Source organism: Bifidobacterium imperatoris, from assembly GCF_002860405.1.
Taxonomy (GTDB): Bacteria; Actinomycetota; Actinomycetes; order Actinomycetales; family Bifidobacteriaceae; genus Bifidobacterium; species Bifidobacterium imperatoris.
In genome coordinates this window covers 106870-119178 of record NZ_NMWV01000016.1, presented here as the reverse complement: position 1 = coordinate 119178, position 12309 = coordinate 106870, and the positions used below count along the sequence as shown (strand labels likewise).

9 protein-coding genes and 5 tRNA genes are annotated in these 12309 nt (G+C 56.0%); 3 read left to right on the top strand and 11 right to left on the bottom strand.

Annotated features, from left to right (window positions below; all coding sequences use genetic code 11):
- Positions 1–42 precede the first annotated feature (42 nt).
- From ruvC to Tam1G_RS06690, 8 genes are all read right to left on the bottom strand, one after another.
- Complete coding sequence (ruvC, locus tag Tam1G_RS06725) at positions 43–627, bottom strand: crossover junction endodeoxyribonuclease RuvC (RefSeq protein WP_033890847.1); 585 nt, start codon at positions 625–627, stop codon at positions 43–45.
- Between the two features lie 6 nt (positions 628–633).
- Positions 634–1389, bottom strand: coding sequence for a YebC/PmpR family DNA-binding transcriptional regulator (locus Tam1G_RS06720; protein ID WP_033890849.1), 756 nt, complete (start codon positions 1387–1389; stop codon positions 634–636).
- A 97-nt stretch (positions 1390–1486) separates the two neighbouring features.
- Complete coding sequence (thrS, locus tag Tam1G_RS06715) at positions 1487–3520, bottom strand: threonine--tRNA ligase (protein ID WP_101625920.1); 2034 nt, start codon at positions 3518–3520, stop codon at positions 1487–1489.
- Between the two features lie 274 nt (positions 3521–3794).
- Positions 3795–3870 (bottom strand) — tRNA-Gly (locus Tam1G_RS06710).
- 31 nt (positions 3871–3901) lie between these two features.
- Positions 3902–3974 (bottom strand) — tRNA-Val (locus tag Tam1G_RS06705).
- Between the two features lie 43 nt (positions 3975–4017).
- Positions 4018–4092: transfer RNA gene (locus Tam1G_RS06700), tRNA-Val, on the bottom strand.
- Between the two features lie 42 nt (positions 4093–4134).
- A tRNA-Cys gene (locus tag Tam1G_RS06695) sits at positions 4135–4205 on the bottom strand.
- Positions 4206–4234: 29 nt separating this feature from the next.
- Positions 4235–4307: transfer RNA gene (locus tag Tam1G_RS06690), tRNA-Gly, on the bottom strand.
- Positions 4308–4502: 195 nt separating this feature from the next.
- On the opposite strand from Tam1G_RS06690, the gene Tam1G_RS06685 reads away from it, so the two are divergent.
- On the top strand, positions 4503–5303 hold the full coding sequence (locus Tam1G_RS06685; protein WP_165781935.1) for a PAC2 family protein: 801 nt from the start codon (positions 4503–4505) through the stop codon (positions 5301–5303).
- A gap of 114 nt (positions 5304–5417) precedes the next feature.
- On the opposite strand, the gene uppP is transcribed toward Tam1G_RS06685, so the two are convergent.
- On the bottom strand, positions 5418–6302 hold the full coding sequence (uppP, locus tag Tam1G_RS06680; RefSeq protein ID WP_033890853.1) for an undecaprenyl-diphosphatase UppP: 885 nt from the start codon (positions 6300–6302) through the stop codon (positions 5418–5420).
- A gap of 151 nt (positions 6303–6453) precedes the next feature.
- On the opposite strand from uppP, the gene Tam1G_RS06675 reads away from it, so the two are divergent.
- The gene (locus tag Tam1G_RS06675) at positions 6454–7245 is read left to right on the top strand and encodes a fructosamine kinase family protein (RefSeq protein ID WP_101625918.1); all 792 of its coding nucleotides are present in this window, start codon (positions 6454–6456) and stop codon (positions 7243–7245) included.
- 116 nt (positions 7246–7361) lie between these two features.
- On the opposite strand, the gene dnaJ is transcribed toward Tam1G_RS06675, so the two are convergent.
- A complete protein-coding gene (dnaJ, locus tag Tam1G_RS06670; RefSeq protein WP_101625917.1) occupies positions 7362–8507 on the bottom strand; it encodes a molecular chaperone DnaJ in 1146 nt (381 codons plus the stop codon).
- A 110-nt stretch (positions 8508–8617) separates the two neighbouring features.
- A complete protein-coding gene (gene hrcA, locus Tam1G_RS06665) occupies positions 8618–9769 on the bottom strand; it encodes a heat-inducible transcriptional repressor HrcA (protein ID WP_423220488.1) in 1152 nt (383 codons plus the stop codon).
- Between the two features lie 378 nt (positions 9770–10147).
- Here hrcA and tkt point away from each other — a divergent pair, with 378 nt between their 5' ends.
- Positions 10148–12250: a transketolase gene (gene tkt / locus Tam1G_RS06660; protein ID WP_101625915.1), complete on the top strand. Its 2103-nt coding sequence runs from the start codon at positions 10148–10150 to the stop codon at positions 12248–12250.
- Positions 12251–12309 lie beyond the last annotated feature (59 nt).

Genomic DNA, 12309 nt, shown 5'->3' with positions numbered 1-12309 from the left:
GTGCTCTCATGCACATGTAATCGAACAACTGTTCGAAGTATACTACATACCTCGGTCGTGATTGATACGTCGCTTGGCCATATGCTGTGCCGCTTCGGCCCATTGCCGTTGTGCCGGGGTCAAATGTTGTTCTCGTTCTCCGCCTTGCAGAGCTCCAGCAGGGCGTAACGCGTGGCAGATGGCCAAAGCCAAAGCATCAGCGGCATCGGCGGGCGTCGGCATCTTAGTAAGGTTCAGAATGCGCGTCACCATGCGCTCCACCTGAATCTTCTGTGCTTGACCATTGCCGGTGATAGCCAGTTTTGCTTCGGTCGGCGTATGCAGAGCAACTGGAATATTGCGTTGCGCAGCAGCAAGCATGGCAAGACCTGCGGCTTGCGCCGTGCCAAGTACGGTATTGCGGTTGGATTGCGCGAAAACGCGTTCGATGGATACGCTGTCCGGGGCGAAACGATCCATTTTTTCCGACAGCCCATTGTAAATGGCCAACAATCGCAGATCCTGAGAGATATCCGGGGATGAACGCACTACGTCGACGTGAATAAACGAAAGCCGGCGATGTTCGCCGGCTTCAATCACGCCGACCCCGCAGCGTGTAAGCCCGGGATCGACGCCAAGGATAATCACTGAAGATTACTCCTCGTCAAGCTGGGCCATGACCTCATCGGAAGCGGTCCAGTTGGAGTAGATGTTCTGCACATCGTCAAGATCGTCGAGCTTATCAATGAGGTTGGAGACCTTGCGAGCATCCTCGAGGCTCAGCTCGACCTCGTTCTTCGGCTGCATGACCTGATCGGCGGAATCGTAATCGAAACCAGCCTCCTGCAGGGCCTTACGAACCACAAACAGATCGGACGGGCCGGTGATAACGGTGTAGACTTCGCCGTCATCGGTTACGTCTTCGGCACCAGCCTCAGCGGCGGTTTCGAAGAGCTTGTCGTAATCCACGCCTTCGGAAGGAACCACGATCTGGCCCTTGCGCTCGAAGTTGAAGGACACGGAACCGGAGGTGGCCAAGGATCCGTTGCCCTTGGTCAAGGTGGAGCGGACTTCAGCGGCAGCACGGTTACGGTTATCGGTAAGGCACTCGATGATGAGGCCGACGCCTGCCGGAGCGTAGCCCTCGTACACGATGTCCTCGTAGTTGGCGGCACCATCTTCGGCACCGGAGCCACGCTTGACGGCGCGGGCGATGTTGTCGGCCGGCATAGAGGCCTTCTTGGCCTTGTAGATGGCGTCATACAGGGACGGGTTGCCGTCCGGGTCACCACCGCCGAGACGGGCAGCGATTTCGATGTTCTTGATGAGCTTGGCGAAGAGCTTGCCGCGCTTAGCGTCGATAGCGGCCTTCTTGTGCTTGGTGGTCGCCCACTTGGAATGACCTGACATTGGTGCTCCTAGCGATTAAACGAATGTTGTCAAACGGAATGATTGTAGGCCGGTAATCAGACATAGCCAACTACCGGCCTGGGATTAAGGAATGAGATCAGTCTTCGACGGCGGCCTTGAAGTCGTCGACGGAGTTGACCTGAACGCGCTTCTTGATCACGGTGAGAATCTGCTCACGAGCCTGATCAACCGGCACGCCATTGAGCTGGCTACCGTCACGGAAGCGGAAGCTCACGGCGTTGTTGTTCATGTCTTCCTCACCAACGATGAGGATGAACGGCACCTTGGACTTGGAAGCGTTGCGAATCTTCTTGCCGAAACGATCATCGGAGTAATCAATCTCGCAACGGACCATGTCTTCCTCGAGGGACTTGACGAAGCCTGCCAGGTGCGGAGCGAACTCATCGGCAACCGGAACGCCAAGCACCTGAACAGGAGCCAGCCATGCCGGGAACGCACCTGCATAGTGCTCGAGCAGCACAGCGAAGAAGCGCTCGATGGAACCGAACAGAGCACGGTGAATCATCACCGGGCGCTGGTGGGTTCCATCCTTGGCGATGTACTCAAGCTGGAAGCGCTCAGGCAGGTTGAAGTCAAGCTGAATGGTCGAAACCTGCCAGGTACGGCCGATGGCGTCACGGGCCTGCACGGAGATCTTCGGACCGTAGAAGGCAGCGCCACCCGGATCTGCCACGAGGCTGAGGTGAGAAGCCTCGGCCACTTCACGCAAAGTATTGGTGGCCTCCTCCCAAATCTCGTCGGAGCCGACGTACTTGTTCTCATCCTTGGTGGAGAGCTCCAGGTAGAAGTCGGACAGACCGAAGTCGCGCAGCACCTTCAGCACGAAGGTCAGCAGGTTAGTCAGCTCATCCTTCATCTGCTCGCGGGTGCAGTAGATGTGGGAATCATCCTGAGTCAAACCACGCACGCGGGTAAGACCATGCACCTCGCCGGACTTTTCGTAACGGTACACAGTACCGAACTCGAACAAGCGCAACGGCAGCTCACGGTAGGAGCGCTGGCGGGACTTAAAGATCAGATTGTGCATCGGGCAGTTCATCGGCTTCAGGTAGTAGTCGGCGCCCGGCTTAGTCACGTTGCCATCCTCGTCGTATTCCTCATCGAGGTGCATCGGCGGGTACATGCCGTCCTTGTACCAGTGCAGGTGGCCGGAGGTCTCATACAGGCCGCCCTTGGTGATGTGCGGGGTCTGCACGAAGCTGTAGTGGTACTTGCGGTGCATCTCGCGGGAGTAATCCTCCATCGCGTTGATCACAGCAGCGCCCTTCGGATGGAACACAGCCAGACCTGGGCCGATCTCATCCGGGAAGGAGAACAGATCCATCTCGGCACCGAGCTTACGGTGGTCGCGCTTGGCGGCTTCCTCCAGACGGGTCTGGTAAGCCTTCAGGTCTTCCTTGGTGGCCCATGCGGTGCCGTAGATGCGCTGCATGGTCGGGTTCTTCTCGGAGCCGCGCCAATAGGCGGCTGCGGAACGCTCGATCTTGAATGCCTTAATGTAGCGGGTGTTCGGCAGGTGCGGGCCGCGGCACAGATCCTTCCAGACCACGTTGCCGTCACGGTCGACGTTGTCGTAGAAGCTCAGTTCCTTCTCGGAAATCTCGGTGGCTGCAGCCGGGTCGAGATGAGCTTCCTTATCCTTGATGAGCTCGATCTTGAACGGCTGGTCGGTCTCCTCGGCCAGTGCCTCTTCCTCAGTCACGGAACGGCGACGGAAGGACTGGGAGGACTTGATGATGCGCTGCATGCGCTTTTCGATGTCCTTCAGATCTTCCGGGGTGAACGGCTTGTCGACCTGGAAGTCGTAGTAGAAGCCATCCTTGATGACCGGGCCAACACCGAGCTTGGCGTTCGGGTAGATTTCCTGCACGGCCTGGGCCATGACGTGCGTGGCCGAGTGACGCATGATTGCGAGACCGTCCTCGGAATCGAGGGCGATAGGCATTACGGAGTCGCCGTCGGAAAGCGGAGTGTACAGGTCACGGTTCTCGCCGTTGATCTTGACTGCGATGATGTTCTTATCTTCCGCGAACAGCTCGACGCCAGTGGTGGTTGCTTCCACCTCCTTCGCTTCGCCGTTGACTGTTATGGAGATGGTAGCTTGCGCCATGATATGTCCTTTGCTATCGGGGTCCGCGTTACTAATGTGCAGGCCTGGACTGTTAATCAACAGTGGACACGATAGGCACTGCGTCAGACAATGGCAAAAGCGCGTTGTTATCGTTAACGGGATTGGGCGCTGGTGGTTGTAATACGTGTGTTCCGACCGTAGGCTTGGCCGAACGGCCTTGAGTGTGTCGGAACACACGTATTACAACCACCAGCTGCGAGTAGCGGATTATGCATTGGAATACAAGAAAACCTCGCTGAAGCGAGGCTTTAAGTGGAGCGGACAACGGGACTCGAACCCGCGGTCTCAACCTTGGCAAGGTTGCGCTTTACCAACTAAGCTATGTCCGCAAAGAATCCTGCCGTGAGAAGCAGGATTCAGTGGGCGATGTAGGAATCGAACCTACGACCCCTTCGGTGTGAACGAAGTGCGCTAGCCGCTGCGCCAATCGCCCGAATCATTCGGTATTCAATTATCACGATGAATTACTTCATCCGTGGTGGGCGATACAAGATTCGAACTTGTGACCCCTTCCGTGTCAGGGAAGTGCGCTACCACTGCGCCAACCGCCCGGGTCTGCTGTGTTGACAGCAGATGGAATCTGCTGTCCTTCGAGGTGGGTACGAGAGTCGAACTCGTCTATACGGCTTTGCAGGCCGCTGCCTAACCGCTTGGCTAACCCACCGTAAAGGTCTGTCAACTCGTCGGACCTAGAGCGGACAACGGGACTCGAACCCGCGGTCTCAACCTTGGCAAGGTTGCGCTTTACCAACTAAGCTATGTCCGCAATGCTCTCTGCAGGATTTCCCCTGCCGAAGCACGAGTGATTACTATACTCACATGCATGTAGTTCGTCCAATCACGGCGTGTCGCCTTATTTTTCCTTGCTCTGCTCGCTTATGGCTAAAGAGCTTCTCGATGACTGCTGGCGCACGTTACTCTAGACAATATGAGTGGAGAAGCGCATATGCCTCGATCGGTTATGATTGCCGCATTTGAAGGCTGGAATGATGCATGCCAGGCGGCTACAAACGTCATTCGTCATCTCGTTGGGCAATATGAGTCCCGCGAGATTCGACACATTAGCTGCGATGGTTATTACGACTATCAGGTGGCTCGTCCAATGATGTGCCATGCTGCCGGATATGCCAACCTTATTTGGCCACAAACCACGTTTTATGACATTACTTTGGCTCCTCATCGTCATCTTTATGCGCAGATTGCTCCGGAACCTAATTATCGCTGGCGTAATTATTGCAGCGAAAGTCTTGCGATAGCCGAGGAACTTGACGTCAATCAGATCATCACTCTCGGTTCGATGTTTTCGGACTGTCCTCACACCAGACCATTGCCGTTATCCGTCAGCGATGGAGCCTGCCAATGTGAAGGCGATCGTGAATACAACGGGCCAGTAGGCATTCCCACTGTTTTGGATGTGGCAGCAGCTGATCAGGGGTTCTCTCACGCTTCAATGTGGGTATCGATTCCCCAGTATCTTGGCAGTGATGAGTGCGCTGCAGGAACTTTGCGCCTTCTGCAAGCATTAGGAGACCGTATCGGGTTTGCTTTTGATACAGGTGACTTGCAGTCCAAGTCCGATCATTGGAAGGCGCAAGCTTCGATTTTGGTCAGATGCAATGACCAGCTAGCTGATTACGTCGGCCATTTGGAACATGAATACGACCTCAAACAGAAAGCCGATGCAGAAGCCTCATTGGGTGCACCTCAGGCCGAGCAATTGGTAAAAGAGGCCGAAGCCTTCCTACGCAACATGGGCGAATGAGAAAAACATGCTTGCCGCATTATATGTGAAGAGCGCCGCTCACCTGACAGAGAAGGTGAGCGGCGCTCTTCACATATGCCGGCGTTGCCGATAATCATCGGCAATTAAGCACCGTTATGCTGCAGCAGCCACGGATGGATCAATGGCCGGCAGTACGCCGAACAGCAGCAGCAAAGCAACCACAACGGCCAGTCCGATACGGTAGATGGCAAAAGCCTTGTACGAGAATGTGGACACGAACTTCAGGAAGCCGATGATGACAATGTAGCCCAGAATGAAGCACACGACAGCCGCCACAATGGTTGGGCCCCAGCCAGGGAACAACGCGTCGGCCTTGTAGTTCTTCACAGCCTTAACCGCTTCAAGCAAACCAGATCCCAGAACAGCGGGAATAGCCATCAAGAAGCTCAGTCGCACAGCGGCCTCACGTTCATATCCAAGTGCACGGCCAACGGTAATGGTGCCGCCTGAACGAGACACGCCAGGAATCAAGGCAAGAGACTGTCCCAGACCGAACAGGAAAGCATCGCGATACGTCATATCGGCCATAGTCTTGGATTGACGCGCACGAGCATCCACCACCCACAGCAGAATACCGAACAGGAACAGCACGGTGACGGTAATCCACAGATTGCGCAGCGTCGTTTCAACAATGTTCTGCAGCGTAAAACCAAGAATGACAATCGGAATGGAACCAACAATCACATTCCAGCCCATTGTGGCGTAATAGTCTCCACGACCCATACGAGACTTGAAATCCTTGCCGTTTTTGCCAAACAAGCAAGCAAACCAATGCGTCAGAATATTGATGATGTCGCGGCGGAAATACAACACCACAGCAAGCTCAGTACCGATTTGAATAATGGCGGTGAACGCAGCACCTGGGTCGGAACCCAGCATCAGATCACCGAAAATACGAATATGAGCGCTGGAGGAAACTGGAAGATACTCAGTCAGCGCCTGAATAATGCCAAGAACAATGGCTTGGAAAAAATTCATAACCCCTCTTAATTCATTCTTATCTCGTAGTTATGACGATGAACACACTACCGAAGGGGGTGTAGAACAACACTAAGAAATCATGTCAACAACGATGACAACCACGGCTTCTACAATGCAAAGTGGAAACAGAATAGGAGGAGGGACTGCGATGGCAACATATCGCAAAAGCAGGGCTTTCGCACCACAAGGCTTCTTTGAATGCGAGGGACGCGGCTTGGAATGGCTTGGCGCCGCACATGCTCAAGGCGGACCGCGCGTGGTCGAAGTGTACGGATGGGGTAAGGATTACCTCGATATTGAACGGGTCAGCAGCTCATCTCCCACGGCGAAAGCAGCTTTTGATTTTGGCGCTGCGCTCGCTCGTATGCATGACGCCGGAGCTGAATTCTTCGGTTCCGCCCCAGACGGGTACGATGGCACATGTTATTTTGGACCGCTTCAAGACCCAGTAAAGATGGACACCGGCACATGGAGCGACCCCATCAGTTATTTCGCTGATGGTCGTCTGCGGCCGATGGTGGAACTTGGCGTAAAGCGTGGCGAGCTGGACAAGCGTGACGTTGATTTGACTGAGCGCGTAATTGAAGCGCTTCCAGATCTCATGGGCCGAGCGGCAAATGATAAGCCGGCCCGTATTCATGGCGACCTGTGGAGCGGCAATGTGATGTGGACTGCTGATTCCGGCCACAGCGAGGCCGTTCTCATCGACCCAGCGGCACACGGCGGTCACCGCGAAGAGGATTTGGCCATGCTGCACCTGTTTGGTATGAGCTATTTGACGCAGATTACCGAAGGCTACCAGTCAGTGCATCCGTTGAAAGCCGGATGGCAGGAACGTCTGACTCTTTGGCAGCTCTACCCCATCGCCGGCCATTGCGTGTTCTTTGGCGGTGGATACGTCAGTGAATACCGCTCCATGTGCCGGACGCTGCTCGGCTGATTGCTCTATTTCCTAAACTAAGCAGGCCATAAGGAAGGGTGTGGGAGTCTTCATCGATAAGACTCCCACACCCTTCCTTATTCAACGCAACAGGCTTATTGACGCCGGCATTCAGCTCAGCTCAATGCGTCCTTCAATTTGCTGAAGAAGCCAGCCTTTTTCTGCCCGGCTTGCGGTCGGGATGCCTGGGCCACATGCGAAGCATCCGAATCATGCGATTGCGCGAACTGTTCGATGAGATGGCGTTCGCTGTCATCAAGCTTTGTAGGAATAAGCACGTTGACATGGGCAATCAAATCGCCACGTTCGTCGTTGTTACGAATGTTGGTGACGCCAAGCCCCTTCAGCGTCACAGTATCTTCCGGCTGGCAGCCTGCGGGAATGGAAATCGTCTGCTTGCCGTCAAACGTATCGATATCCAAATCATGGCCCAGCACTGCCCAGCTCATCGGCACTTGAATCCAGCAATGCAGATTATCGCCGTCGCGAGTGAACTGCTTATCGGTACGGATGCGGATATCAATATACAAATCGCCTGCGGCGCCGCCGCCTTCGCCGACCTCACCTTGATTGGCAAGACGAAGACGAGCGTTGTCATTGATGCCGGCCGGCACGCTGACGCCAACGTTGCGCGTGGTGCGCACTCGACCGTGGCCCATGCAGCTGGGGCACGGGTTCTTGATGATGGTGCCGTGACCTTCGCATCGCTCGCAAGGTGCGGAAGTCATCATCTGTCCCAGCATCGTGCGAACGACCTTCTGCATGAAGCCTTGGCCGTGGCAATCCGGGCAGGTGACCGGTTGTGCTCCGCCTTGGGATCCAGAGCCACCGCATTCCTGGCACAGCGCAAACGTATTGATCTTTACATGTGCAGTACCGCCAAAGACGGCGGTCTTCAAATCAATGGACGCCGAAGCGAGAGCGTCACGTCCGGGCTGAGTGCGCGGAACAGGGCCTTGGGAGCCGCCGCCGAAAGCGGAGCCGAAGAATGTGGAGAACACATCGCCCATATCTCCAAAGCCACCGGAGAAACCACCGGCACCGGCATTGGGATTATTGGGATCCACACCGGAATCATACATACGGCGCTTATCCGGGTTCGACAACACTTCGTATGCGTTGTTGACTTCCTTGAACTTGTCTTCAAATTCAGGGCCGGCAATGTCCGGGTGATATTTACGGCTGAGCTTGCGATAAGCTTTTTTGATATCAGCGTCGCTGGCGTTGCGGTCAACACCTAGGGTTTCGTAATAATCTGCCACTGAATGATCCTTTGTGTTCGTGTAGTCTGCCGGTTATTGTGCCATAGCCCGCGGTCAGCGTTCACATGCATGTTGAAAACATGCAAATGCCGATCCGAAGAGTTGATCTTTCATGATGCGTCGGTTCCGCTTTCGGAAATAAAGGCGCTGAGGTATCGCGCCACCGCTCGAACCGCGGCCATAGTGGCCGCATAATCCATATGTGTGGGGCCGATGGATCCGACGAATGCAACGGGTTCGTTGTCGCTCGGGCTCGTAGTCGAACCGTCATCGAGATTCGAGTCGCGGGAAGCAGCCTTACGTCCATACCCGCTACTGACTACTGAGGCATGCAAGAGTCCGGGTGTATGGCTTTCCGAGCCGATGGCAACGCCAACTCCGGACGCATTGGTTTCCTCGCTGAGATTGCTCATCAGCTTCATGAGCACAACTTGCTCCTCCAATGCATCGAACAATGGTGCCAAATCGGCCAAGGAACGCGAATGAGCAAGGTGCGAAGCCCCAGACATGTACAACTCATTGGCTCGCTCATCCAATGCCATAGATTCAAAAGCATCGGCCAATGCTTTAGCAACTGCCTTGACTTCTTCGAATCCTGCTGTTTCGGCGATGGAGCGGACCTTCTCCCCCGCTTTTGCCAGAGATAGGCCGCCGCATTGCTCGTTTACTGTCGACGATAGATGATTGATATCATCCGCTGATGGCATGGAGGGTACGACGAGACCATGCTGTGCCACACGCCCGGTATCGGTGATGACCACAGCAAGCAGTGTGTTCATGGCCACCGGGACCATTTCGACGTGCCGCATTGTGGCTTTGGCCAATGATGGGGATGCGACTATCGCGACTTGGCCAGTTATCTCTGAAAGCAGGCGAGCCGCGCGTTGCAGTGCATCCTTTAAGCTGACCGAGCCTTCCAAAAAGCTGTTAATACCTCGACGTTGCGCTTCGCTTAATGGCATGACTGTGGCAAGACGATCAACGAAGTAACGGTACCCTTTTTCGGTGGGTACGCGTCCTGCTGACGTGTGCGGTTGGATGAGGTAGCCCTCATCTTCCAGTGCTGCCATATCGTTGCGAATCGTGGCCGAGCTGACGCCTAGATCATGTTGTTTGGTGAGCGATGTGGATCCCACGGGTTCCTGAGACCGAATGTAGTCTTCAACCACGGCGCGCAGCACCAACATGCGTCTGGATTGCGTCATGCGCGCCTCCTTATGTGCATTCCATATATACGTAATTTGCGTGGCGCACGCATACATCTGATATGCCCGCTATCTCATGTTCGGCATTCATGCACAGCAGGTGCATGACGTTTCGAGTGAGATAACGCGAACGACACGCTGAAAGAACAACACCGACGTTCCGGCGTGTCACATTCAACGGCTGATCGATATCAAACCAGCGTAAGCCTCGATTCATATTGTATTAGCACTCATTGGTTTCGAGTGCTAATACGTTCGTTGGTAGCGAATGAATGGTAATTGTGAACGCTAACAGAACACAACTTACCAAAACACGCCAAATATGCACCACAAACGTCTTCTTCCGACGTTAACATGGGAAACGCAATGTGAGGGCGTCAAGCGCCCGGCACAAGCCGGATACGCGGCCCGACCAATTGGAAGGAAAGTAAATCCATGACCGAATTCAAGGAGACCGAGCTCGACGAGCGCGCCATCGCAATGGCAAAGGTCCTTTCGGCTGACGCGGTTGAGAAGGCTGGTTCCGGCCACCCCGGTTCCCCTATCTCCCTGGCGCCTGTCGCCTACACCCTGTACCAGCACTTCATCAAGCACGATCCTAACGATCCCAACTGGGAAGGCCGCGATCGCTTCATTCTTTCCGGCGGCCACGCTTCCCTCACCCAGTACGTTCAGCTGTACTTCTCCGGCTACGGCGTGACTCTGGACGATCTCAAGAACTTCCGTGGCGGCGCTGACACCCGCACCCCGGGCCACCCTGAGTACGGTCTGACCCCGGGCATCGAAATGACCACCGGTCCTCTGGGCCAGGGCTTCGCTTCCGCCATCGGCTTTGCTTACGGCGAGCGTTTCCAGCGTGGCCTGCTCGATCCGGAGACCCCGAAGGAAGATTCCCCGTTCTACCACAAGATCTGGGCCATCTGCGGCGAAGGCGATATCGAGGAAGGCATCTCCGGCGAGGCTGCTGCTCTGGCTGCTAACCAGAAGCTCGGCAACCTGACCGTGATCTTCGACGCCAACCGCATCCAGATCGAAGGCGACACCAACCTGGTTCTGGCTGAGGACGTGCTGAAGCGCTTCCAGGCCTACGGCTGGTACACCGATGAGTTCAGCTTCATCCAGCCTGATGGCTCCTACAAGGAGGACATCGAAGGCCTGGCTGACGTGATCGCAAAGGCTGAGGCTGCCGCTCCGGATCAGCCGAAGCTCATCAAGGTTCACTCCCTGATCGCTTGGCCGACCCCGGGCAAGACCAACGATCCGTCTTCTCACGGCTCCAAGCTCGGTGCCGAGGCCGTTGCCGGCCTGAAGAAGGTTCTCGGTTACGATCCGGAAGAGTCCTTCCACATCGACGAAGAAGCCCTGGCTCACGCTCGCAAGGTCGCCGATCGCGGTCTCGAAGCACACAAGGCTTGGGATGAGAAGTTCGACGCTTGGCGCAAGGCCAACCCGGACAAGGCTGCCCTGTACGACCGTCTGAAGGCCGGCGAACTGCCGGAAGGCTTCGACAAGGCCATTGATGACCTTGAGGCCACCTTCGAAGTCGGCAAGGGTGTTGCCACCCGTGGCGCTTCCGGCTCCGTGCTGAACGCCATCGCTGCTGTTATGCCGGAACTCTGGGGCGGCTCCGCCGACCTCGGTGGCTCCAACAAGACCGACCTCAAGGGTGCTGCTACCTTCGCTCCGGCTGAGTGCGCTACCGTTCAGTGGCCGAACTGCAACGAGTTCGGTCGTCAGCTGCACTTCGGCGTGCGCGAGTTCACCATGGGCTGCATCACCAACGGCATCCTGCTGGGCTCCCACACCCGTCCGTTCGGCGGCACCTTCTTCATGTTCTCCGACTACGAGCGTTCCGCCGTTCGTCTGGCCGCCCTCATGGAGATTCCGAACCTCTACGTCTGGACCCACGATTCCGTGGCTGTCGGAGAAGATGGTCCGACTCACCAGCCGGTTGAGCACCTCGCTTCCTTCCGCGCTATCCCGCAGCTCGAGGTCATCCGTCCTGCCGACGCCTTCGAAACCGCTGAAGCCTACCGTTACTTCTTCGAGAAGAAGAACACTCTGCCGGGCGCCATGGTGCTGACCCGTCAGGGCGTGCCGACTCTGGCTGAGACCGCTGCCAAGGCTAAGGACGGCGTCAAGAAGGGCGCTTACGTGCTCGTCGACACCGAAGGCACTCCGGATGTCATCATCATGGCTTCCGGCTCCGAAGTCCAGTGGGCTGTCGCTGCTGCCAAGACCCTGGCTGAGAAGGGTGTCAAGGCTCGCGTGGTCTCCTTCCCGTCCATGGAATGGTTCGAGGAGCAGGACGCCGAGTACAAGGAGGCCGTGCTTCCGGCTTCCGTCAAGGCCCGTGTCTCCGTCGAGGCCGGCGTCGCCATGCCGTGGTACAAGTACCTCGGCTCCTACGGCAAGCCTGTCTCCATCGAGCAGTTCGGCCTGCAGGGTGACGGCGCTCAGAACATGATCGACCTTGGCATCACCGCCGAGCACGTGGTCGAGGCTGCTGAAGCTTCCATCGCCGAGGCTAACGCCTGATTACTGAATAATTTAATAAATTTCGGTTCCCCTCTTAAAGGAGGGGAACCAATAACAAG

Excerpts from the sequence above, each read along its gene's own strand:
- Tam1G_RS06720 (WP_033890849.1), bottom strand. The coding sequence starts at position 1,389 with ATGTCAGGTCATTCCAAGTGGGCGACCACCAAGCACAAGAAGGCCGCT.
- thrS (WP_101625920.1), bottom strand. The coding sequence starts at position 3,520 with ATGGCGCAAGCTACCATCTCCATAACAGTCAACGGCGAAGCGAAGGAG.
- Tam1G_RS06685 (WP_165781935.1), top strand. The coding sequence starts at position 4,503 with ATGATTGCCGCATTTGAAGGCTGGAATGATGCATGCCAGGCGGCTACA.
- uppP (WP_033890853.1), bottom strand. The coding sequence starts at position 6,302 with ATGAATTTTTTCCAAGCCATTGTTCTTGGCATTATTCAGGCGCTGACT.
- Tam1G_RS06675 (WP_101625918.1), top strand. The coding sequence starts at position 6,454 with ATGGCAACATATCGCAAAAGCAGGGCTTTCGCACCACAAGGCTTCTTT.
- hrcA (WP_423220488.1), bottom strand. The coding sequence starts at position 9,769 with ATGTATGCGTGCGCCACGCAAATTACGTATATATGGAATGCACATAAG.
- tkt (WP_101625915.1), top strand. The coding sequence starts at position 10,148 with ATGACCGAATTCAAGGAGACCGAGCTCGACGAGCGCGCCATCGCAATG.